This window comes from Sporomusa sp. GT1 (assembly GCF_014634905.1).
GTDB lineage: Bacteria > Bacillota > Negativicutes > Sporomusales > Sporomusaceae > Sporomusa > Sporomusa sphaeroides.
The window spans coordinates 1-23,803 of sequence record NZ_BMBX01000039.1 but is presented as its reverse complement, the minus strand read 5'-3'; the positions used below and the strand labels follow the sequence as shown (position 1 = coordinate 23,803).

The 23,803-nt window shown below is 45.9% G+C and carries 23 protein-coding genes; 22 read left to right on the top strand and 1 reads right to left on the bottom strand.

What is annotated here, in order from left to right; genetic code table 11:
- Positions 1-176: 176 nt before the first annotated feature.
- The 11 genes from GT1_RS20900 (at position 177) to GT1_RS20850 (ending at position 11,962) form a co-directional block, all read left to right on the top strand.
- Positions 177-1,325 carry an aminotransferase class V-fold PLP-dependent enzyme gene (locus GT1_RS20900; protein ID WP_188400338.1) on the top strand — a complete coding sequence of 383 codons (1,149 nt, stop codon included), beginning with the start codon at positions 177-179 and terminating at the stop codon, positions 1,323-1,325.
- An 18-nt stretch (positions 1,326-1,343) separates the two neighbouring features.
- Positions 1,344-1,514 (top strand): hypothetical protein, encoded by a 171-nt coding sequence (locus GT1_RS20895; RefSeq protein ID WP_188400337.1) that lies wholly within the window; start codon positions 1,344-1,346, stop codon positions 1,512-1,514.
- A 319-nt stretch (positions 1,515-1,833) separates the two neighbouring features.
- Complete coding sequence (locus tag GT1_RS20890) at positions 1,834-2,235, top strand: putative zinc-binding protein (protein ID WP_188400336.1); 402 nt, start codon at positions 1,834-1,836, stop codon at positions 2,233-2,235.
- On the top strand, positions 2,232-2,993 hold the full coding sequence (locus tag GT1_RS20885) for a glutaredoxin domain-containing protein (RefSeq protein WP_188400335.1): 762 nt from the start codon (positions 2,232-2,234) through the stop codon (positions 2,991-2,993). The genes GT1_RS20890 and GT1_RS20885 overlap by 4 nt, the downstream gene beginning before the upstream one ends.
- A gap of 324 nt (positions 2,994-3,317) precedes the next feature.
- The gene (gene tatA / locus GT1_RS20880; protein ID WP_188400334.1) at positions 3,318-3,473 is read left to right on the top strand and encodes a twin-arginine translocase TatA/TatE family subunit; all 156 of its coding nucleotides are present in this window, start codon (positions 3,318-3,320) and stop codon (positions 3,471-3,473) included.
- 301 nt (positions 3,474-3,774) lie between these two features.
- Positions 3,775-4,482 carry a 4Fe-4S dicluster domain-containing protein gene (locus GT1_RS20875; protein ID WP_188400333.1) on the top strand — a complete coding sequence of 236 codons (708 nt, stop codon included), beginning with the start codon at positions 3,775-3,777 and terminating at the stop codon, positions 4,480-4,482.
- A 12-nt stretch (positions 4,483-4,494) separates the two neighbouring features.
- The gene (nrfD, locus tag GT1_RS20870; protein ID WP_188400332.1) at positions 4,495-5,553 is read left to right on the top strand and encodes an NrfD/PsrC family molybdoenzyme membrane anchor subunit; all 1,059 of its coding nucleotides are present in this window, start codon (positions 4,495-4,497) and stop codon (positions 5,551-5,553) included.
- Positions 5,554-5,570: 17 nt separating this feature from the next.
- Positions 5,571-8,801 carry a molybdopterin-dependent oxidoreductase gene (locus GT1_RS20865; RefSeq protein ID WP_188400331.1) on the top strand — a complete coding sequence of 1,077 codons (3,231 nt, stop codon included), beginning with the start codon at positions 5,571-5,573 and terminating at the stop codon, positions 8,799-8,801.
- 188 nt (positions 8,802-8,989) lie between these two features.
- On the top strand, positions 8,990-9,910 hold the full coding sequence (gene phnD / locus GT1_RS20860; RefSeq protein ID WP_188400330.1) for a phosphate/phosphite/phosphonate ABC transporter substrate-binding protein: 921 nt from the start codon (positions 8,990-8,992) through the stop codon (positions 9,908-9,910).
- A complete protein-coding gene (locus GT1_RS20855; protein WP_188400329.1) occupies positions 9,907-11,319 on the top strand; it encodes an ATP-binding protein in 1,413 nt (470 codons plus the stop codon). Before phnD ends, GT1_RS20855 begins: the two co-directional genes overlap by 4 nt.
- Positions 11,312-11,962, top strand: a complete 651-nt coding sequence (locus GT1_RS20850) for a response regulator transcription factor (RefSeq protein ID WP_188400328.1) — start codon at positions 11,312-11,314, stop codon at positions 11,960-11,962. Before GT1_RS20855 ends, GT1_RS20850 begins: the two co-directional genes overlap by 8 nt.
- A gap of 172 nt (positions 11,963-12,134) precedes the next feature.
- Here the strand turns inward: GT1_RS20850 and GT1_RS20845 are convergent, their stop codons facing one another.
- Positions 12,135-12,503 (bottom strand): helix-turn-helix domain-containing protein, encoded by a 369-nt coding sequence (locus GT1_RS20845; protein ID WP_188400327.1) that lies wholly within the window; start codon positions 12,501-12,503, stop codon positions 12,135-12,137.
- Between the two features lie 212 nt (positions 12,504-12,715).
- Here GT1_RS20845 and GT1_RS20840 point away from each other — a divergent pair, with 212 nt between their 5' ends.
- The 11 genes from GT1_RS20840 to GT1_RS20790 all read left to right on the top strand — a co-directional run bounded on the left by GT1_RS20840 (position 12,716) and on the right by GT1_RS20790 (position 23,586).
- Positions 12,716-13,081 (top strand): hypothetical protein, encoded by a 366-nt coding sequence (locus GT1_RS20840; RefSeq protein WP_188400326.1) that lies wholly within the window; start codon positions 12,716-12,718, stop codon positions 13,079-13,081.
- A gap of 470 nt (positions 13,082-13,551) precedes the next feature.
- Positions 13,552-13,956, top strand: coding sequence for a sigma-70 family RNA polymerase sigma factor (locus tag GT1_RS20835; RefSeq protein ID WP_188400325.1), 405 nt, complete (start codon positions 13,552-13,554; stop codon positions 13,954-13,956).
- Between the two features lie 150 nt (positions 13,957-14,106).
- Positions 14,107-14,274 (top strand): hypothetical protein, encoded by a 168-nt coding sequence (locus GT1_RS20830; RefSeq protein ID WP_188400324.1) that lies wholly within the window; start codon positions 14,107-14,109, stop codon positions 14,272-14,274.
- On the top strand, positions 14,265-14,483 hold the full coding sequence (locus GT1_RS20825; protein WP_188400323.1) for a helix-turn-helix transcriptional regulator: 219 nt from the start codon (positions 14,265-14,267) through the stop codon (positions 14,481-14,483). The genes GT1_RS20830 and GT1_RS20825 overlap by 10 nt, the downstream gene beginning before the upstream one ends.
- Complete coding sequence (locus GT1_RS20820; protein ID WP_188400322.1) at positions 14,480-14,818, top strand: DUF4406 domain-containing protein; 339 nt, start codon at positions 14,480-14,482, stop codon at positions 14,816-14,818. Before GT1_RS20825 ends, GT1_RS20820 begins: the two co-directional genes overlap by 4 nt.
- A 74-nt stretch (positions 14,819-14,892) precedes the next feature.
- Entirely contained in the window at positions 14,893-15,996 is a 1,104-nt protein-coding gene (locus GT1_RS20815; RefSeq protein WP_223226412.1) for a DEAD/DEAH box helicase, read from the top strand.
- Positions 15,993-16,280 carry a VRR-NUC domain-containing protein gene (locus tag GT1_RS20810; RefSeq protein ID WP_188400320.1) on the top strand — a complete coding sequence of 96 codons (288 nt, stop codon included), beginning with the start codon at positions 15,993-15,995 and terminating at the stop codon, positions 16,278-16,280. Before GT1_RS20815 ends, GT1_RS20810 begins: the two co-directional genes overlap by 4 nt.
- Positions 16,270-17,961, top strand: coding sequence for an AAA family ATPase (locus GT1_RS20805; RefSeq protein ID WP_188400319.1), 1,692 nt, complete (start codon positions 16,270-16,272; stop codon positions 17,959-17,961). The genes GT1_RS20810 and GT1_RS20805 overlap by 11 nt, the downstream gene beginning before the upstream one ends.
- A 739-nt stretch (positions 17,962-18,700) precedes the next feature.
- Positions 18,701-19,789: a sugar phosphate nucleotidyltransferase gene (locus GT1_RS20800; RefSeq protein WP_188400318.1), complete on the top strand. Its 1,089-nt coding sequence runs from the start codon at positions 18,701-18,703 to the stop codon at positions 19,787-19,789.
- A 17-nt stretch (positions 19,790-19,806) separates the two neighbouring features.
- Complete coding sequence (locus tag GT1_RS20795; protein WP_376742018.1) at positions 19,807-22,296, top strand: glycogen/starch/alpha-glucan phosphorylase; 2,490 nt, start codon at positions 19,807-19,809, stop codon at positions 22,294-22,296.
- A gap of 762 nt (positions 22,297-23,058) precedes the next feature.
- Positions 23,059-23,586, top strand: a complete 528-nt coding sequence (locus tag GT1_RS20790) for a hypothetical protein (RefSeq protein WP_188400317.1) — start codon at positions 23,059-23,061, stop codon at positions 23,584-23,586.
- The last annotated feature ends 217 nt before the right edge of the window (positions 23,587-23,803 follow it).

Sequence of the window (23,803 nt, the reverse complement as noted above, 5' to 3'; positions counted from 1 at the left end):
CAACTTTCACAATGGATAGCGGCCTTGCCCAATTACATCAAGCTTTATTTGCCTATATCTATCTGCGAAAGTTGAGTAAACAACATTTATGTGACTTACTGCAGCAGTATATGACTGGGATGAGTAGTGCACTTCTGTAGCCGAGTTACCCAAAATGAATAAAAGGTGGGTTGTCTATGCCGATCTACTTTGATAATGCGGCAACATCATATCCCAAGCCTGACGCAGTAGCTGATTCTATGCGCTATTTTATGAGATATAATGGTACCAGTACCGGGCGGGGGACATATGCCAGAGCCAGAGAGGCTGGCGAAAAGGTATATCAGGTTAGAAAATTGCTGTGCCAGCTATTTAACTATCATGAACCTGAGCATGTAGTTTTTGCCGCTAATGTAACGGAAGCCCTTAATTTAGCGATAAGGGGTATTGTCAAGCCCGGAGGTCATGTTGTTACCAGTAGCATTGAGCACAATGCAGTCTGGCGCTGTTTAAAGATGCTGGAACGGGACGACAATATTCAAATTTCCACTGTTCCCTGTGATAGCAGTGGTATGACTGATGTTGGGCTGATTGAAGCGTTGGTTCAACCCAATACCCAGCTTTTTGTGTTTACACATGCTTCTAACGTACTGGGAACGATTCAGCCTATCCGGCAAATTGGGAGAATTGCGCGGCAGCATGGTATTCCATTCTTAGTTGACAGCGCTCAGACTGCTGGGGCCTACCCCATTGATATAGCGGTCGATTGTATAGATATATTGGCTTTTACCGGCCATAAGAGTTTACTGGGACCGATGGGCACCGGCGGGCTTGTAGTAAATTGTGAGAGAATGATTCGCCCACAAAAGGCAGGAGGTACAGGGCGAGATTCAATTTCGCCATATCAACCTGACTATCTTCCTGATAGTTTAGAGGCAGGTACTTTGAATGTAAGTGGAATTATCGGGTTGGGGACAGCGGTAAGCTTTATTCTGGATGAGACTGTTGAAGTAATCAGAAGGAAAGAGCGGTTCTTGACTCACTATGCCCTTAAACAATTACAAGCTCTAGACAAAGTAATAATATATGGGCCAGACGATCCAGGAAATATGGTAGGAGTAATTTCATTCAACTTATCAGATACGCCAGCAGTTGAGGTAGCTTATATATTAGATGAGGTATATGAAATTATGGTTAGGGCTGGTTTGCATTGTGCGCCGACAGCTCATCGTTTAATTGGTACAGAGTTGGCAGGGACGGTGAGGATGAGTTTCGGCTACTTTAACGAGAAGGAAGATATTGATATCGTCATAGCTGCACTAAAACATATTATTTCAAAAATATGAAAGGAGGTTAGGTGCGATATGAGCAAAGTACTTGTGGCGTTTGATGAGTCTGAGCAATTATTACTAAAAAGTATCTATTACGATGAAGATCCGGAGGAAGCCTTGAAGTTTGTTTTAAAACACATTATACCGAAGGTTAGAAAGGAGATATCTTGTCTGACGAACACGTTGTCGGCCCAGAAAGGGTAAAAAGTAGTAGAGGAGCTTGCGAAGATGTCAATCAAATGTGCAGCTTGTGGTATTGCGGATAAAACATCTGAGGGTAAGTTATGGTGTGTTAAGTACAAATTTGAAATATCTGAAGAAACTACAGTAAATAGGTCTAATTGCTATTATTTCATTGAACCTCAGTTTGAAGATGGGGAGCCTATGTCTGTGTTACAAAATCTGATGCTCAAGGAATGTGAACTTACGTCTCGACGGATGCGCGGGCCTGTATAGAATTCGTCAGTTGGGCTGAAGTGAAGCGAGACCGTTTATTATTCTTGAATTGAAAGGGGATAGTGGTATGAATAAGACGCAGACAATTATAATTCCTTGTAATGGTATTGATAGCGTTTATGGTTTATTATCTCAAGAAATAGCTATTCGCCTGATAAACCAAAGCAGCCAGCATTATACTATTATGGGCTTAGCCTACTTAGTAAATGGTGAAGTGGAAGCCGCCGCTGCTATTAATGATAAACAATGTATTCTTATCAATGGTTGTAAGCGTGAGTGTGCTACTAATATTGTTGATTTTATCGGTGGAGAAATTACCTGTGCGTATACAATTTCGGCTATTGCTGTGGGACATGCTGAAGTAAATCTCGGTTCGCCCGTAACATTGACAGGTAATGGGCAAGAACTAGTTAACAGTGTAGTAGCAAGCATCTTACCTGAAATTAATGTGCGGAGGGAGAGCAAATGAATATCCAGCCCAAGAAGTTTGGAATAATTTCTTGCTGTGGCAGTGAATGTGTTGGTGGTTATATTACCAGAATTGCAGCAGGCAAGGTTATCTATGAGTTGCGATCAGCTCAGATTGAAACCATAAGTCTCCCGCGCGTACTTCTTGGCAGTGCTGAAAATAAGCATTTTACCCGCTTGCATCCGACAGTCACTATTGATGGCTGTGCCAAAGCATGCACCCGAAAAGCCGTTGAAAAATATAGTGGAAAAGCTATTGTTGGCATTAATGTAGCTGAGCTTATCGGCCCTGTGGCTGCAAATGACGAATTACTGTCAATGGATGAATTTTGTAGACAGTATCAAGCCGAAATTAGGAAAGTCACTGAGGTTATCACTTATGTTATTGATACCATGAGCGGTATTCGCAGTAAAAGCGGTTGCGATACCAGTTGCGATTGTGGCTGCAGCAGCGGGTCCAGTGGTTGTGGCTGCAGTTGTGAGGGTGATGTACATAAACATAATATGGTGGAGCTATCGCAAGACAGTACTGTGACAAATGGCAAAGAGATTATCATCTATACAAAAACAGGCTGTCCGTTCTGTGCTAAGATGATGCTCGAATATCAAGAAAAAGGCATTGCTTTCCGTGAAATCAATATCAGTCTAGACGCGAATGCCAAACAGTTGTGTAGTGAAACATATGGTGTTGACCGAGTGCCCATCATAGTCAAGGGTGGGGTTGTTGTGCAGATCGGTGATTCTGATGGTAAGGGATGACAATTTTAAGTATGTTAGCCGTGGGCTAACATTAAAATGCGTCCCGCAAATTTGTGCGTGCATCATTATACAAGTAAAGCGCGTGAATAATATAGGTGTCAGTGTTTTTCCTGACACCTTATCCAGGTTTTTACGGATATTATTCATGCTCAGAATGCTTCATAATGGAGATGCGATAGTGTTGTTGAGAAAAATAGCATCTCCCATATTAGAAACTTTGAGTAGTTAGGGTGTATGACTTTAATCGGAGAGCAGGGAGTTCAGTGAATTCTACAAAATTGATTGGTAGCAACGGGCAAAAGGATTGTAAAGGGGGAGAGCACTATGTTTGGATTAGGCTTTCAGGAAATACTCGTCATTCTGGTGATTGCCTTAATCGTTTTTGGTCCGGCGAAATTGCCGGAATTGGGGAAGGCTCTTGGCAAAAGCATTAACGAGTTCAGAGGCGCGGTTGCTAGAGAAGAGGATAAGCAAACCTAAAATCCAGGAAAAAAGGCGAAGCAGCGGTGCTACGTCTTTTTTTATGTCCGGCGAGTAGAGACGTGAAGATATGGAGGCAGGACGTAGGGCAACGCTTGGAAGGCGTTAGTTGGAGTCGGTAAATTCCCTTACAATAGTCCAGGTTTCTCCCGATAGCGCGCTAATTTTAATCATGAGATAATTATATTGTACAAATATAACGATAATTTCTCCGAGCTGCAATGAAAACTGCAGCCGATAGGGCGTTTGTACAGCGCCTGCCCGTATTTGGCGAAGGAGAAATGAGCAGAGGAGGATTTTTGTGGATAGGGAAGACATTTTGCTCGTTATGCAGCGAGACGTAGCAAAAACGCTGCAGAAACCGCCAGAGAAGCGCCAGTGGGGCATGCTCATTGACACGCGTAAATGCGTTGGCTGTCATGCTTGTACCATTGGCTGCATCGCGGAGTACAAATTACCGCCAGGAGTCGTCTACCGGCCAGTCATCGACCAGGAAAGTGGACAATTTCCAGCGGTCAAACGTAGTTTTCTACCCCGGCCGTGTTTCCATTGTGATCACCCATCCTGTGTTGATGTTTGTCCAGTAGGTGCAACCAAGAAAGAGGACGATGGTATTGTATCGATTGACTACAAGAAATGTATTGGTTGCCGTGCATGCATTTCCAACTGTCCTTACGGTGCGCGTACCTTCGACAGTGGAGCTTATTACACAGAAGACACGCCAGCAGTACAAGCTTATGAAAAGATGGATTTTTATGAATATGGAAAACGGTGGAATCGAGACAGTAAACATGGCGATGTAGTGAGCAGTGCCCGCAAGTGTAATTTTTGCTTCAGTCGTATTCAGAAAGGAATCTTGCCGGTTTGTGTGTCGAGCTGTATTGGTCGTGCTACCTATTTTGGTGATTTGAATGATAAGCAATCACTCCTATGTCGGACAATGGTCAATAATAAAGTGTACCGTCTGAAAGAGGAAACCGGTAATGGTCCCCAAGTGTACTATATTTAGGAGGTGCGGCAAATGAATAACATGATGAAAAACACATTGCTGGGTTGCTTTGTCATTGGGGCATTAGCTGCGCTTGGCAAAGTATTTTTCTGGGGCGAAAGTGTTACTAATTACGGGGCCTATACACCCTGGGGATTATGGGTAGGGCTTTATATTCTACTGGTAGGAACAGCGGCTGGTGCTGCATGGGTCGGTATTTATACTACATGGTCTGGGCGAGGCATCAACCGGTTAACGATGTTAAGCCTTCTGACAGCAGGGCTGAGTCTGTCTTTTGGTCTTGCCTTTATTGGTCTGGACCTGGGTAAGCCGCTTAAAGGGATTTCCATATTCCTGCACCCTTCATTCAGTTCCAAACTGGCCTGGGCATCCTGGTTATATACTTGCTTTTTTGGCTGTCTGGCTGGGTATTTTCTGACTAATGCTAAAAAGACTTTCTTGTACCTGTGTGGACTGCTAGCATTTGCCTTTTTAATGGCTGAAGGCCTATTTTTCGGTACAATGGTGTCGCGGCAGCTTTGGTATTCGTGGCTAACTCCCTTGTCGTTCATTACTTCGGCTCTAACGGCAGGCGTAGCTTTGGTCACGGTGGTTAGCACTGTGGTTGATAAAACATTATTGTTAGAGGAAGGGACACGACTGCCTCAGGTGCTGCTTTATTCCCTAATAGCTCATGTTGGAGTAGAGTTGGTACATCTTGTAACTGGGCTGGGTAGTGCCAAGGGAGATTTAGTGAGAAGTCTGTGGATGGCATGGCCTTTCTGGGGCCTGTTTCTACTGGTTGGTGTAGCGCTGCCTGCTGTTTTATTGTTCAAGGGTTATAATCGCCAGTCCATTCTTCCAGCAGCCTTCATTCTGTTGGGGCTGGCAGCCTATAAATACAGTTTTATCCGTTATGGATTTAGCAATGAACCATTATCCGGATTGGCTGATGCCTTTCAGCATAGCCGATTGACGTTAAGCTATGCCCCTGCCTTGGTCGAATGGGTGGTTGCGGCAGGATTAATTGCTGGGCTACTTTGGTCGGTGGGTGTTATCCTGCCAAAACTGCTGGCACGGATTGAAGCATAGAAAAGGGGGAAAGACCTATGGCAATCGAAAAATTCGAAGACATTTTTAACGCTAAGACGAGTCGGCGCAGCTTTATCGCTGGCGGTCTGGCAAGCTGCACTGCCCTTATGGCGAGCAGTACCAGTTTTATGAAATTATTTGAACGAGCCCAGGCCGGCCTCCTAACACCGGAGGAAGAGTACCTGTTAAATAAAGCGGAAAATACCATAGCAACTACCTGCCTACAATGTAATACCGGCTGTGCGATCAAAGTTAAATTTCTTGAAGGTATGCTGGCTAAAATTGACGGCAATCCCTATTCTCCCTGGACCATGAACCCGCATTTGTCTTTTACTACCAAAATTAGAGAAGTGGAAAATATTGATGCCGCTATTTGCCCCAAAGGCCAGGCTGGGCTTCAGGCTTATTACGATCCGTATCGTATCCGCCGGGTACTTAAGCGTGCCGGTCAGCGCGGCGAAAATAAGTGGGTGAGTATTCCCTTTGACCAAGCTGTAGTCGAAATCGTTAACGGCGGCGCCTTGTTCTCCCATATTCCCGGTGAGGAGCAGCGGCAAGTGGAAGGATTGAGTCAGCTTTGGGCGATACGTGACCCGAAAGTGGCTAAGGAAATGGCCGATGCGGTGGCAAAGATATTAGCTGAAAAAGATAAAACCCAAAAAGCGGCACTAGTGGAAGCGTTCAAGGTGAAATTTAACCAGCAACTGTCTGGAATGATTGACCCTAACCATCCTGACTTAGGACCAAAAAACAATGAGTTTGTGTTCTGGTGGGGCCGTCTAAAAGACGGACGTGGTGACCTCATTAAACGGTTTACCTTGGACTCTTTTGGTTCCAATAATGCTCATGGTCACACGACAGTATGCCAGGGGTCACTTTATTTCTCCGGTAAGGCCATGAGCGAGCAGTGGGGCTATGATGAAAAGAAAAACAGCATGGCCTGGGTTAACGGCAAAAAGTTTTACTGGCAGGCTGAATTAGAAGGAGCCGAGTTTGTTATTTTCGTTGGAGCTAACGTATTTGAAGCTAATTACGGACCGCCGCACCGGTCACAGCGTATTACTGAAGGACTGACGTCAGGTCGCCTGAAGTATGCTGTTCTTGACCCAAGATTTAGTAAGGCTGCTACCCATGCCTGGAAGTGGCTGCCCACTATTCCTGGGCGTGATACGGCAGTTGCTATGGGCATGATGCGCTGGATTTTTGAAAACCACCGTTACGACGCTAAGTACCTACGCAATGCCAATAAGGCGGCAGCCAAATTGGCCGGGGAACCAACCTGGAGCAATGGGCCTTGGCTGTTAAAAATAGATAATGGTAAGCCCACACTTTTTTTGCGCTCTCATGAAATCGGCATGGAGAAAGAGATGCGAGAGAAAAACGGGAAAAGCTATGTCAATGAGAAATTTGTTGTTTTGCAAGACGGTCAACCTGTTGCAGTTGATCCTAATGAGGAGACCAACGCCGTATATGGCGAATTGTTCGTAGATACTGAAATAAATGGTATAAAAGTAAAATCGGTTCTTCAAGTATTGTATGAAGAAGCAAATAAGCACAGTCTGGCTGAGTGGGCGGGCGAAGCTGGTGTGGACGCCGGCGATGTAGAAGCCTTGGCTCGCGAATTTACCAGTCACGGCAAAAAGGCCGTCGTCGATATCCACCGGGGCGTCTCCCAACACACTAATGGATTTTACAATGTTCTAGCCTGGAACACTCTAAATCTGCTTAATGGTAATTATGATTGGCGGGGTGGCTTTATTGCTAAGAGCGACTATGCCATCGCAGGTGCTAAACCGGGTCAGGCCTTTACTGTCAGCAGCCATCCTCGTAAAATTGCGCCATTTGGGACAACGATTATTCGTACCAGCCATAAGTACGAAGATAGCACTCTATTTAGCGGTTATCCGGCCAAACGACCCTGGTTTCCGTTAATCAGCGATATTTATCAGGAAGTAGTACCTTCGGCGTTGGATATGTATCCGTACAAGGCAAAAACCTTGTTCTTGTATATGGGATCGCCGGTATATTCTCTGCCGGCCGCTCAAGCAGTATTGGATACCCTTGCCGACGTGACCAAGATACCGCTGTTTGTTACTTTTGATACGACAATCGGCGAAACTTCGGTGTATGCTGACTATATCATTCCTGATGTCACTTATTTGGAGCGCTGGGAAATGCAGGGTGGGCACCCTAGTGTGCCTTATAAAACGATGCCCATTCGCCAACCGGCCGCGCCGCCACTTACTGAGACGGTTAAAGTATTTGGTCAGGAGATGCCGATAGGGTTGGAAGCCTTTTTATTGGGGTTAGCGGAAAAAATGAACCTGCCGGGGTTTGGTCCTGATGGATTTGGCAAGAATATTCCCCTTACGCATCCTGATCATCTGTATCTTAAGCAAGTGGCTAATGTGGCAACCGATGGAAAGGCAGTGCCTGATGCGGATGATGAGGAAGTTCGGATTTTTCTGGAAGCTCGCAAGCATTTGCCTGCTTCGGTCTTTGATCCAGACCGGTGGAAGGCTGCTTGTGGTGAAGCTTATTGGCGCAAGGTCATTTATGTCCTGAACCGTGGTGGTCGTTTTGAAGAATACGCTGCAGCTTGGGACGGGGAAAAGGTGAAAAATAAATATGGCATCATGGTCAATATGTATGCTGAAAAGACGGCGGCTACCAAAAACTCTATGACCGGCAGAAATTTTTATGGTATGGCCACCTATATTCCGAATGTAGAGGATTGTATGGGTAAGCCGATTACGGATGAACAAGACGGTTATACCCTCACGCTTATTACCAATAAAGTTATTCAACATACCAAATCTCGTACGGCTGCTGACTATTGGCTGCTGGGGTTGGAAGAAGAAAACTATATTCTTATGAACCGTGCTGATGCCAGGAATTTGGGACTGGGCGAAACTGACCGGGTAAGAGTGACGTCCGCTACTTGCCCGGATGGTGTTTGGAGACTGGGGCCACTAGGAACCAAAGATTTGATCGGTAAAGTAAAGATTGTCGAAGGGATGCGACCCGGTGTTGTAAGTTTCTCACTCGGCAGTGGGCATTTCGCTAATGGTAGTAAAGATGTTAAAATTGATAATAACCTAATCAAGGGCGATCCACGCCGGGGCCGAGGTATCCATGCCAATGTTGTTATGCGAGTTGACCCGGTATTAAAAAATACTGGTTTGCAGGATTTGGTTGGCGGAAGTATCTGTTTTTACGATACAAAAGTCAAATTAATCAAAGTATAATTCGGCCTGTGAAATAACTAGAAGACTGACCCGGTTCACGGGTCAGTCTTCTAGTTACTCAGCTTGCCTAGAGATATGGCAGCCAGTAAGTAGGTTATTGGTGGCGAATCATTCCAAATAAACCAGAAGGATTTTTGACACTATTACGCAGAACACTTAACGTAGGATGAACGATTGGAGGGTAATGAATGCAGAAATGGATTACCGGTCTTATCTTGATAATGGTTACTGCTTTCTTTGTCGGTTGTAGTTCGCAACCGGCACAGACGGTCCGATTGCAGCATCTTGACGAAGCCATTCCGGCAAAGGGTAATACCAATGGAGCGTTACCTCTCAGAGTTGCTGTATCCTCCATCTTATCGCCGAGGGAAACCTTGATGGTCTATCAGCCATTGTTAAGTTATCTGGAGAAAAAATTAGCGATGCCGGTCGTATTGTTACAACGGCGAACTTATAAGGAAGTGAATGAACTGATTGAACACGATAGTGCCGACATTGCCTTTGTGTGCAGTGGCGGCTATGTTGCCGGTCATCAGAGCTTTGGATTGGAACTGTTAGCTGTTCCAATTGTAAATGGGCAGCATACCTATCGTTCGTATATTATTGTCAATGCTAAATTAGAAGCTCACTCCATTTCTGCTTTGAAAGGACGTTCTTTTGCCTTTACCGACCCGATGTCTTTTTCTGGCCGTATTGCGCCTGTCTACATGTTACACTCTCAAAATATTGATACAGCACATTTTTTCGGAAGGACTTTTTATACTTATAGTCATGACAATGCTATTCAAGCCGTAAAGGATGGTATCGCAGATGCCGCAGCCGTAGACAGCCTTGTCTTTGACCAGGCCTTGCAAAGCGACCCGGAGCTTACGAAGCGGGTTAAAATAATTGATCAGTCGCTAATGGTTGGCAGTCCGCCAGTGGTTGTAAACCGTGCCCTTGACAGAAGCAGAAAAGAAAACTTGCGGTCGTTACTGCTAGTCATGCAGTTTGACCCGGATGGTAAAAAAGCACTGTCTGCCTTGCATTACGAACGTTTTGCAGTTCCTGATGAAAAAGATTATGAAGCACTTAACAATATTTGGATGATTGTCAGGGAGAAGCTATGAAAAATTTTAGCATGGGCAGTTTTTTTGTTAAGGTCATTGCCGGCTTTGTATTATTGCTTTTGCTATTAGGTTTAGCCAATATTATTCAAACGCGGGCCCTCATGAATACGTTGTTTGCCGAACAGCAAGAGAAACGCGGCGTTTCCTTGGCAAGCACACTGGCGGCAAGGGCCTCCAATCTGATTATTATTCACAACTACTATGATCTTCACGAGTTGGTGAAGGACACACAAAGCACCAACGATGATGCTCGCTATGTTTTTATTGTCAGTTCTGCTGGAGAACTATTGGCTCATTCCTTTCCAGCAGGATTTCCGACTGACCTGCTTGAGATACCTGCTCCTGACGGGAATGATAAGCACCGGATTACCGTTTTGACGACAGAAGAAGGTACTATCCGAGATATTGCGGTACCCATTTTGGACGGCAGGCTAGGCGTGGTTCATGTGGGTCTTAGTGCTGGTAGCCTCCAAAAAGTATTACAAGATACAACCCGCCAATTTTTACTGGATACTTTAATTGCTCTGCTGATTGGCTTTGGTCTGGCGATTTTTTTAACCCAGCGATTGACTCGCCCCATTCGTGAATTGGCCAGGGCGGCAAGTGCTATTACTGCTGGAGACTTGACTCAACGGGCTTATGTTAAAAGTCAAGATGAAATTGGCAAATTTGCTACAGCTTTTAATACTATGGCTAATCATGTGCATGATCTTCTTATCGAATTAAAACAAAAAGAGGAAGCGCGAACGCATTTGTTGCAAAAGGTCATTGTTGCTCAGGAGGAAGAACGTAAACGTATTGCCCGTGAATTGCACGATCAGGCCGGTCAAAATCTTGCGGCCTTGATGATGCGGCTGAAATGTCTGGAAGATGATTGCCCTGGCGGTAACCGTCAGTGCCGTTTGGACGAAATGCGTAGCTTAGTTAAACACACCGTAGAAGATATACACCGTCTAGCAGTGGAGCTGCGTCCCAGTATTCTCGATGACCGGGGCCTGGTTGCTGCTTTGGAGAAATATGTGGAGGACTATCGGGCAACTTACCGGCTGGATGTAGATTTTCATGTCAGTTGGCAGGGTGAGGAGCGACTAACCCATGAGATCGAAGTTACAGTCTATCGGATCGTCCAAGAAGCGCTTACTAATATTGTAAAATATGCGGCTGCCGCCAATATCAGTGTAATCCTGACTACTACCACCGGAGAATTGACAGCGATTATTGAAGATGACGGCGTTGGATTTAATGCTGCCCGCTTACTGGTGGACAATGCGGGCGGTAATAAGTTAGGCTTGTATGGTATGCGCGAGCGAGCCCAACTTGTAGGTGGTAATGTAACGATTGAATCGTCACATGATGTTGGCACAACGATTTATGTAAAAATACCACTGAGGAGGAATTCTCATGAATGAAATCACGGTGGCCATTGTCGATGACCATACTTTAATGCGGTCCGGTTTGAATCTGATGCTAGCTAAGCAGTCAGATATCCGAGTTGTAGGGGAGGCGGCCAATGCGGAAGAAGCCTTGTTACTCATTGAGGCAACTAAGCCGGATGTAGTTTTGCTCGATATATCCATGCCGGGGACCAGCGGATTGGAATGTATCCAGTCTATTGTCCAATGTTCGTCCCAGTCTAAGGTTATTTTACTGACCATGCATGAAGATAGTCAGTATGTGCAGGATGGGATGGCAGCAGGAGCTATGGGTTACGTTTTAAAAAAGGCGGCTGATGAAATGTTGTATCAAGCTATTAGAAACGTGGCTGCCGGCGTAGTATTCCTGCAACCTGACACGATGAAAGCGCTGCTTTGGAAGCAGCGTCAGCCATCGCCTGTTCCAGTACGCCAGCCCTACAAAGCTTTAAGTGAAAAGGAAACAACAGTATTGGCTTTAATTGCCCAAGGCTTTTCCAACGCAGAAATTGCATCAGAGCTTAAAATCAGTGTAAAAACCGTCGAAACTTATAAGTATCGCATAATGGAAAAGCTTGACGTTAGAAAGCGATCCGAATTAGTCAAATTCGCTATGCAAAACAATATTGTCAGAACGTAAAGCAATCCCAGCACCTGTTCACGGTGCTGGGATTGCTTTATGCCCAAAATGAAGGTATTAAATTCATTTTGAGGATGGTGTATATTTCTTTCCAAAACGACAAATCCAGTATTGAAAAGAGAGGAGAGGCACTAAGGTATTTCTCGTGCAGCTATTGTGATGGAATTTACAACTATGGCTCTTTTTTATTTTCCTTCTTTTGCTGAATTTTTGCTTCCAGTTCTCTTCTCCGTTTTTCTAGGTAACAGTATTCTAAGAAATCCGCATTTTCCGGGTCCAGGATGAATTGCTGTAAATAGTCCGGCAGATGGGCAAGACCGTCAGGAGGTTCTTCCTTTATTTCTTCCATCGTTAGCTCCAAATAGGGAAGAAGTTTTTTTATAATGTCTACAGGGAGCCGTTTGTAGTTATCCTTTTCGAGTCGGGCAATAGTTGGCCTGGAGACGCCGGAAAGTTCTGCCAGGGTATCTAGGCTCATGTTTTTCAGGGAACGCGCCAGACGTATTTTACTACCTGGCGTAGCTGCTTCAAAGGTATTCATTCTTGTAAATTTCCTATCTTCTTTACTGTTAGCTCACCAGTAGAGTGTGCATTTTTGAAAAAATTCATTCGTTCGTTTCTTACTCAGTTCTCATATTATCAACTATATTCTTGAAAAGTAAGAATTTGTTCATTGAAAATCGATTAAAAAACGAGATATAATGTAATCCTCTCCCCAGAAGCATACTAAGCGAAAAGGGGAGGACGCAGTAAATGGGTAAACTGAGAAGAATATTTTCCCGCCTTTTTCACAGTGGATCGGAAACGCATGTTTTGATTTACGATGATGAGGATGATGAGTTTCCTAGCAGCTATGTGGTCCGCAACAAAAAGGAACTAGACTGCTTACGGCGTTCCCTGGAAGTGGATGAAGTAAAAAACATTCGTCACCACCGGCTATTTGTCGGTGTAGTAAAATGGGTGTTTTATCTGTTGGTGTTTTATATTTTCAGTGATGTTCTGTTGGAGCTTCTCTATAGGTTTCACATGCTGGTGCATGTCCATGCACCGTGGGATATTCCCAAACTGATTCACCAATATTTTTTTGATGGGAAACGCGGCTTTCCCGGCCACATATGATATTTTGCCGCTTGTTACATATCAACGGCGGCAGTTATGCTGTTGCCGTTGATAGAAACTAACGAAAGCGAGGAAAAATAGATCGAGCAACTATATACAATGTTTTGAGGAAGAGTATGTTCTTTTAGTTAACATAACATTAGTTATTGGTAACTAAAAATATAGAGTAAATACTTAGAGAATTTAGATAAGGGAAGTGAAACTAATGTTAGAGCAAGTTCGCTGTCCATTTTGTCAACAGCGTCTGTTTGATTTATGGTCTAAGCATGTTAGATTGCAGATAAAATGTTTTCGCTGTAAAAGAATTGTCCCAATTAATCGGTCAACCCAATAAAGTAACCTGCATACCGTGCAACGGAACCGAGCGGCCTTAAAGAGGCCTTGAGTTACCAAATAGCCGGATAAAGCTAATTCATATTAGCTTTATCCGGCTATTTTTTTTTGTAAAAAAACAGCCGGAGGATTGAAACATGAAAATTAAGTACTGCTTTGTTACCGGAGAAACAGTGGAGATTACCGTGCCGGAGCATATGGTTACCGCAATCCTGAAAAACGACATGGAGATAAAAAATAACAATCGGCGTGAGAGCAATAAGCATTATTCCTTTGATGAATTGCAGACCAAAGGAATGCAATTGCCGGATAGGCAACCCGTCACCACATTCTATCTGGAGCAGCAAGAAATGCGGAAAATGCTGTCTAAGGCCGTGCAGGCTTTGTTGCCACAGCAGCAATGGCTGCTCCAACAAATTTTCTTTGAAGAACGAAGTATGACTGAGATTGCCCGCGAGGAAGGGGTCACAGTATCGGCAATTAGTCATCGTTTGGAGCTGATCTATAAAAAGCTCAAAAGGCTATTGCTGCAAAATCGATAGTAAAAAACCTTTTGTCAAAATTTACATTCTTTCAAGTTCCATAATTTACTAGAAGAAATTTCGAAAATAGACCCTCAACTTTCATCAATTTCGCGGCTATAAGGTAGAGGCAATTTTACGGCCTCAAAACAAAACGAAAGAGGTGAAACAATGGAAATTTGGATTGAAGGCGTCCAGATTAAAATTCCCAAAGACAGAAAGCTCAAATCCATCATGATTTCTGACCTGGACGGCAAAGCCGCGAGAAGAAAAGCATTGGACTTAGTAGACAAGCTGTTCCAGCCGCTCTTGCATGAGGGGCAGAAGCAATGCGATTAAACAGCGCCAGAGTCCAGCAACTCTTGGACGACCACAACCTGAACCGAGCCCGGCTTGCCCGGCAAATGGGAATTAGCCGGGGCGCACTGTCGAATGCACTGGCTGGGCGGAGAACCGTAGGGAAGAAATTGTTGGCCGGTCTAATCCGTGCCTTCCCTGATGAAACAATTGAAACCTTAACACTTCCAGACAGGCAGGTGACAATTTGAAATTTGTGTACGTTTGCTCACCCTTACGAGGGGACATAGAAACCAATGTCCGGCGGGCGCACGGCTATTGCCGGTTCGTTATCCACCAAGGGGCGCTACCGCTGGCGCCGCACGCCATATTCACAGCATTCCTTGATGACACCATCCCCCAGGAGCGGCAACTCGGGATGGCTCTTGGCATGGAACTGTTGAAACGCTCAGATGAACTTTGGGTGTTCGGCAAAAGAATCTCCGAGGGCATGCTTGCTGAGATAGAAGCGGCCACAGCGTGTAGTCTCCAGGTTCACTATTTTGATGAACGCTGTGAAAAGAGATACCCGCACGCGGAACCATGATTAGGCTCTATCCCCATCAGGAACAGTGCCTGGTTGAGACCAGGGGCAAAAGTCGGGTAGCCTATTATCTCGACATGGGCCTTGGCAAAACCTTTGTCGCCGGTGAAAAGGCGCAGGAGTTGGACAAGCCGGTCCTGGTCGTGTGCCAGAAATCCAAGATCGACGACTGGAAAAAGCATTTTGAGACCCACTATGCTCTGACGGTATCCGTGATCAACTATGACTTGGCCTGGCGGCGCAACGAGTATCTCAACTGGGCGGACTTTACGCTGATTCTGGACGAGTCAAGCCTGATCAAAAACGAAACGGCCAAACGCACCAAGTACGTTCTCCGTCTGAGGCCGGCTAATGTCATCCTGCTATCGGGGACCCCTACGGGCGGCAAGTATGAAGAACTGTGGAGCCAGTGTCGCCTGCTTGGGTGGAACATATCTAAGGAGCTTTTCTATGACCACTACGTGATTACCAAAAAAATCGAGGTTGGCGGGTTTACCTTAACCAAGGTGGTCGGGTACAAAAACGTGGACAGGCTGAAAGCCAAGCTGCGGCAATACGGCGCTATATTCATGAAAACCGACGAGGTGTTCGACCTGCCGGAGCAAGTGGAAACGATGGTGAAGGTCAAGGTGACCAAGGAGTACCGCCAGTTCAAGCGTGATCGGTATCTGGCCCTGGGCACTACTGAATTGGTCGGCGACACAACGCTGAAAGAGCTACTCTACCAGCGGCAGCTCTGCGGCCAGTTTAACAAGAACAAGCTGGCTGCTGTGCGCGACCTCCTCGACTCGAACAACGACCGGGTCATCATCTTCTACAACTTTATCGCCGAGTTTGAACTGATCAAGACCCTGACCGACCGGCCGATCAGCTATATCAATGGCACTGGGACGGATTTGGCAAATTACGAAACCCACGCGAACAGCATTACCTGCGTTCAGTACCAGGCCGGGGCGATGGGCCACAATCTGCAGCGCAGCAACATCATCATTTATTTCACGCTGCCCCTAAGCTCCGAGCTTTTCGAACAATCCAAGAAGCGGATTCACCGGATTGGCCAGAGCAGAACCTGCTTTTACTATTACCCCATAACCGAGAAATCGGTGGAAGTTAAAATACTCAAAGTACTCAAGCAGCGCCGGGACTTTACCGACGCGCTGTTTAAGGAGGAGGCCGGTTGACCGAAAAACAGTTTCAGGACAAGGTCATTGCCTTCCTGCGGTCCCAGCAGATTTACTATGTCAAGGTATGGGGCGGCGGCTACCAAACCGCCGGTATTCCCGACATCCTCTGCTGTATCCAGGGCAAGTTCGTCGCCCTGGAGCTAAAGACCGAAAAAGGCAAGCCTACTGTCCTGCAAAAATACAATCTCTTCAAAATCCAGGAGGCGGGAGGGCATGCCCGTATCCTCCGCCCAACGGAATTTGAAGGCTTTAAAAGGCAGGTGCTGACCGGTGCGATTTAGCCATTCCAGAGTCAGTACCTTTGTCCAGTGCCCCTACAAGTTTAAGCTCCGCTATTTGGACGGTATCGAAACCATTCAGGACCCGGCAGCGGACAACGCCCTGGTGATCGGCAAGGCCATGCACATGGGCATTGAGGAGGGGATACCGGCGGCAGTGCGCTGGTATGCCGAGCAGTTTAGCCTTCTGGGTGACCCGCATGTCCACGAGATGATCAAGCTGGAAATGCTGCTGCCGAAAGTGCGGGCGCTGATTGACTACGACATGTCCACCTTCGAACTGGAAGTCAAGACGAAGGATTTCGTCGGCTATATTGACCTTATTGTCAAAAACGAGGATGGCACAGTCGATATTTTCGATTTCAAGTATTCGAACAACGTGGATCGTTATCTGGAATCCGAACAGCTTCACCTGTATAAGTATCACCTGGAAAAGGTTCACCGGCTGAAAGTGGGCCGCCTGGGATATATCTTCATCCCGAAGACCTCAATCCGGCAAAAGAAAACCGAGGATTTATACCAGTTCCGGCGCCGCTTAGTAGAGACACTGTGCGAGTTAAGGGTAACCGTCGCGGAGGTCACCTATGACCCGCAAAAAGTAGAGCGGTTTTTTCAAGATATTGCGTGCATTCATAACGCTGCCGAATATCCGAAGAACCCCACAAAATTATGTGACTGGTGCGATTACCAGGAGTATTGTGTGAAAGGAATTGATTACATGCTTATTTTACCGAAAAATGAACGGGTCCAGGTGGATCGGGAGACCGCCCCGGTGCTGTGGTTGTACGGCGTGCCGTTTAGCGGCAAAACCACCTTCGCCAACCAGGCCCCGGATGTACTTCATCTCAATACAGACGGCAACGTCAAATATGTCGATGGCGCCCGGATCATTATCCGGGACGAAATCAAGGTGAACGGCCGGATTAAGGACACCGTGTTCGCCTGGCAGATGTTCAAGGATGCCGTGGAAACGCTCTGCATTGGCCAGCACGAGTTTAAGACCATTGTCATTGACCTGGTGGAAGACCTGCTGGAGCATTGCCGGATTTATATGTACGACAAGCTGAATATTACCCATGAGGCTGACGCCGGCTACGGCAAGGGCTACGACATGGTGCGGACCGAGTTTTTGCCCCAGATCCGCCGGCTGACCAATGCCGGTTACGGCGTCATCCTGATTAGCCATGAGATTATCTCCGAGATTACCAAACGCAACGGGGACAAGCTGACCACCATCAAACCCAACCTGCAGGAAAAATACGCGAATAAAATCGCTGGCATGGTCGATATCGTGGGCCGGGTCATTATCGAAGAGGACGACCGCCGCTTTATCAAGTTCAAAACCGATGCTGTGCAGTTTGGCGGCGGGCGGCTGAAATTCGGCACCGACCGGGTAGAACTCAATTATGACAAATTCATGGAACTCTACCGGACGGCCAAACCGGAAACGGGTGTCAAATCAGCGCGGCCAGTGGCGGCTACCGAAGAACCGGCGGCGGAGATTCCCGCAGAGCCAGGGGCTGAGATGCCACCCGAGGCGGCAGAGCATACCGGTGATGACAAGCCGAAAAGACGTTCCAGGAAAGCGTGGGGACGTTCTTTTTGCTTCTTTTTTTATTGCATTTTGCGAAGCAAAATGTACGTCCCTTTGCTTCTGCGTCCCTTTGCTTCTGTGGACGGATGACAGGGTGCTGTGTTAATCGATTAACGCGGCATCTTCTTTTATATCCGGCAAGATTATGGTTCCTGTAGCTTTGGATATTTATTGCTAGATAAAGCAACAATTGGAATAGAAGAAACATAAAACGATAGAAAAAAAGATATGTTAAATCAAATTTGCAATAATAAATAGGCATTTTTTAATTATCAGTCGTCGTGGTAACTATATAGTTATTGTAAATAGGCATACCCCATTGTTCCTATTATTGGTCAGAATATTTTTTAAACACGAGATAATACTACATTTACAGCTTCAGGTAGTATTGCAAATCGAAAGCTAAAATTGCACCTTAATTAAAGATCGGATTGTGGTCACTATTGGCAGCTTTGAAAGTATATCTTAAAAAATAAATTGGTATTGGGAATAAAAGCCAAACGTCAAAGTCATTGGGGTTGAACCATACAGTTAAGAGATCGGTTCCGGTTGGCATCATAATTGTCAATACTTAAACAGGTGAGCGTTGTATTAGGGTAGTATCAAATAATTGACTTTTACAATCATAATTGTCATGACAATTATGATTGTTGCTGTATAAGTGATTTACTACAGCGGCTGATATCATTCCTACATCCAGGCTTGGCGAAGGCATGGGGTATTATGGATTAACTGATACGCTTCCATGGTACTGGCACTTACATGGTTTGTTCCAAAGCTCGCATGTAAGCAACTGGCTGCGGGAATTACTACATTAGGAGACGTGATTATGAAGCGAGCACAAATTATTGCCTTGGTTTTAGCAGGCGGTGCGGGTACTCGCCTAGCGCAATTAACAAAGAGCATTGCCAAACCGGCGGTACCGTTCGCCGGTAGTTATCGCTTAATTGATTTTACCTTAAGCAACTGTTGCAATTCGCAGTTTGATACAATTGGCGTGCTAATGCCGCGTAACCCATTTTCCTTGCCTGACACCATCGGACAGTCGACGTTTCAGGCCCAGATATATCCTTTGCATCCCGTTTCTTGGGAACAGGGCGGCTATAGCGGAACGGCAAACGCAGTGTATGCGAACATCCCATTTATCGAACAATTCAATCCGGACTATGTTTTAATCACATCAGGCGATCATGTCTACAAAATGGACTACCGGAACTTGCTGTTGTTTCACCGTGAGCGAAATGCGGATGCAACCATCGCGGTTTCTCCCGTGCCCTGGTCTCAGACCTCTCGTTTCGGCATTGTATCCGCCGCCGCCGATGGAGCGATCAAGGAATTTAATGAGAAGCCGCTTCATGCAGACAGCAACCTGGCTTCCATGGGAGTCTATGTATTTTCCTGGCCTCAATTAAAGCAACAGCTTGAGGCTGACGCGGTAGACGGAAATTCCTGCCATGACTTTGGCAGAAATATCATCCCCGCTATGATGAGTCAAGCAAAGCGTCTGTTCGTTTATTCGTTTTCCGGCTATTGGCGGGATGTCGGCACAGTCGAGGCACTGTATTCAGCCCAGATGGATTTGCTGCAAAATCCGGAATTGTTATCTCTGCAGGATCCACAATGGCCGATATATTCTCTCGAAACCGCACCGACTAACAAATCATCGGTATATAGTAATGTCAACCGTTCAATAATCTTTGCCGGCGCGCATATTAGTTCACAAGCAACGATTAAAGACGCTATAGTCATGACTGGAGCCCGTATTGGGCCGGGAAGCTTCGTTGAACGGGCAATTATTGGACCCTACGCCGTTCTCGAAACCGGCAGTATTGTCCGTGGCGGAGAACCCGGATATCCGCCGGTTGCGGTTATCGGAGAAAACCTGGTTGTTTCAGCAAACATGGTCCATAGTTATTGAACGGGAGAGGTGCAAACATGCAGAGAGAAAGTCAGATAACCGGTACTAATTTCGATTTTGTTGATGCGATGTCAGGAGAAGAAGACTTTGCAATAGCTTTTACGGCTACTGTGATGAAACTGCACGGCAAATCGCTGGATTCAGCAAGCAACCGCGAGAAATATCTCGCTCTCGCCGATTTAGTGCGCACTTTTCTCAGCAAGCGGCTGGCCGATACTGAAGCAGCCTATCGGCAGGAACAAAAAAAGCAGGTTTACTATCTTTCGCTAGAGTTTTTGCCTGGCAGACTGTTGGCAGCCAATCTGCTAAATCTCGGCTTGCAGCAAGTTTGCGAGCAAGGCTTGCGCCGCCTGAACATCAACCTTGCCGAATTAATTGACCAGGAAGAAGATCCGGCGCTCGGCAACGGCGGATTAGGGCGGTTAGCTGCCTGCTATTTAGATTCTATGGCTTCGCTGGGCCTGGCGGGTCACGGCTGCGGGATTCGTTACCGTTACGGATTATTTGAGCAAAGGGTGATCGACGGTTATCAGCGCGAGTTTCCGGATAATTGGCTAAAGGAAGGCCGGAATGAATGGGAGTATCGCCGTCCAGAGGAAACGATGAACGTCCGGTTTGGCGGCCGGGTAAGAACAATCGCCAACGGCAAGCTGCATTTCATCCATGAAAACTATCAGCAAATCTCCGCCGTTCCTTATGACATACCCATTGCCGGCTACCAAAATGAGATTGTCAATACCCTGCGGCTATGGAGTGCGGAAGTTGATGTCACATACCAGGCGTGCACATTTGACAGGCATGGCAAAGGCTGCATTAATGTTATCGCCGATAAGCATGCAACAGAATCGCTTACCGATACCCTCTACCCGGATGACAGCGTGTACGAAGGGAAGCTTCTCAGGCTAAAGCAGCAGTATTTCCTTGTTTCGGCCAGCCTGCAGAGTATCTTGCGCAAACACGTTGTCAACAAAACCGATTTGCGGTTGTTGCCGGAAAAGCTGTCGATTCACATCAATGACACTCATCCGTCTCTGGCGGTAGCGGAATTGATGCGTCTATTGCTTGACGAATACGGGCTTGGCTGGGCGGAGAGCTGGGACATTACAACCAGGACAATTAGTTACACGAATCATACTGTTTTGCCCGAAGCGCTTGAAAAGTGGCCGATAGATCTGTTTCAAACCCTGTTGCCGCGCATTTACATGATTGTTCAGGAAATCAATGAGCGGTTTTGCCGCGAGTTATGGGACATGTACCCTGGCGACTGGCAGAAGATTAAAGCCATGGCGATTATTGCCGACGGCACTGTTCATATGGCGGCGCTGGCTATTGCCGGCAGCCATCGTGTAAACGGCGTATCAGCGATTCATACGCAGATTCTCAAACAGAAGACGATGAGCGATTTCTACCAGTTGACGCCGCAAAAGTTTCTCAATATCACCAATGGAGTAACCCACCGCCGCTGGATGCTGCTGGCTAACCCGGATCTGGCGCAGCTCATCTGTGAGGCGATTGGCGACCGCTGGATCGCCAACCCTGACGAACTGCAGCATTTGTTGAATTTTGCTCATGATAATTCATTTTGTTGCGCTATGGCAAAGGTTAAGTTTGCCAACAAGCTGCGATTGGCAAAGTACATTCAAGCCAAGTACGGCATTGCGATAGATACTTGTTCGCTCATTGATTCACACATCAAGCGGATTCATGCCTATAAACGGCAGTCGATGAATGTCCTGCATATCATGAACTTGTACAACCGCATCCTGGACAACCCCCATGCCGATATCGTACCGCGAACGTTTATTTTTGCAGGCAAGGCGGCACCGGGATACTATAAGGCGAAGCAGACTATCAAACTAATCCATGCCCTGGCGGAAAAGATTAATCATGATCCGTTGGTAAAGAACAGAATCAAGGTTGTCTTTCTGCAAAACTATAATGTATCCCATGCCGAATTGATCATTCCCGGCAGCGATGTCAGCGAGCAAATCCCGACCGCCAGCATGGAAGCCTGCGGGACAGGCAACATGAAGTTCATGATGAACGGGGCAGTGACGATTGGTACGTTGGACGGTGCTAATATCGCGATATGGGAAGCGGTCGGCGACGACAATATTTTCACTTTCGGCCTGACGGCTGATCAAGTGCTGGCATATTACCGCAACGGCGGTTATAATCCTTGGGACATCTATCATCAGGACTTGCGGGTGAAGACCGTGATGGAGCAACTAGTCAATGGCTTTTTCCCTTACCCTGAGGAATTTCGGGCGCACTATGACGCATTTCTCAATCAGGGCGATCATTACTTCGTCCTGAAGGATTTCGCGCAATATGTGGAAGTGCAGAATAAGCTGGCCAATGAATTCATCAACACCGAACTGTGGCAAAAAAAGTGCATTGCCAATGTAGCTCATTCCGGCATTTTTGCCGGTGACCGGGCGTTTGCCGAATATGCGCTATCTGTATGGGATCTTGAAGAGCGACCGCCGTGTTTGAGACAACACTAGTAAAGAGCTAATTGGACCAAGGGGCTGTGCTTTCACACAGCCTCTTATACTTGTGTGCCCAGCATGAGCGCTTACTAGTCGGTGAAAGTTCGGTACGGGTTGATAAGTACCAGCCGTTAGCTAAAGGCAAGAGTATCCTTCGTGAAGGTGGGATCTGCAGGAATCCGGCGGCAAAGCCTCGGTCTGAGGAACACGAACTTTGTTTCCATTGCATTTTGAGAAGCAAAATTTACGTCCCTTTGCTTCTTCGACTATGGTCCGCTGTCACACGAATGGAAAGTAAAAATGATCTTCACAAAGTTAAATGCCCAACCTTATTGCTAATTGGTGATCATGCTCATCACGGAACAAACCTTGATAATCCTAAAGCTGTAAATCAAGCAATATTTGAATTTATCAATAAAATCAATTGATAAGGAGAATTTATTGCTATCAATCGAAAGAATTTACGGAGTGTTATTGTTTTTTATTGTGTCGACATGTTTTGCTAAAAAGCGTCCGCCGTGGATTGTAAAATGGATGTATGAAATGGTGCCGCAAACAGTATGGAAACTACGGACGCTGACCGCGTTGGGGGTATATCCAAAGGGTACAATGATAATAGCAATGTTTAAATTTTAAAATGAGTGCATAAGATGAACTGTACTATATAAAACTGTCCAATCAGTAAATTTATTTAAATGTAGTTTTAACAATATGGATTTCTGTACAGAAGCAAGTATTAGACAGATTTTTAAGATTGCTGTAGGGGGGGGGGACTTTATGATTGAGATTCCACAAGACTCATTTCGTTTGTATTTTCGGGATGTGTGCGGTGTGTTCAAATGGCAGAAGTTGTTCCAAGGAGATATTATCTGCGATAAGAATTTGCTATTTGAATTCCTCGGCAATGCGATAACCCATAATTTAATTTGGACAATGGATCATTTCGATATATTCTATGAAAACTGTAGTTCCTTTACTTTTGATACCCCAACCGAAGATCAAATTTCCTATGCTATAAGGACTGCAACTACAGATACCATTCAGGAGATTGGTACGGCCGGGGTGCCGTTTCAGGTGCTTTTTCGTCCGGTTGGTGAAAATAAGTGGATTTGGATGCCTAAATACAATTCGATTGTGTGTGATCTCAATCATATAACAGAACTCACTTTATATGGCCTGATGAACGGCGTGTTAAGTAACCTGGACCGGTTTGACATTTACTACAAAGACAGCCCAACATTACCTGAAAAAGTAAATGTGGATACTTTAGTGGCGGCAATTCAAAAAGAAGCAGAAAAAAGTTAATCGTTTTCTGCTTCTTTTTTATGGGCGGGAAAGGAGGCAGCGACCTATGCAAATGAGTGGGGCTGCTTTGACGCTTACGGTAATCCTGACAGGTCTTCATAATTGACTGGGTAAGTGTATATAATAAAATCACGATTTTTGTGAATAATCCGGGGCAGAATTCCCACCCTGTCCGTACGTTGGTTCCAACTATTCCGGCATAAAGTTCCAATCGTTC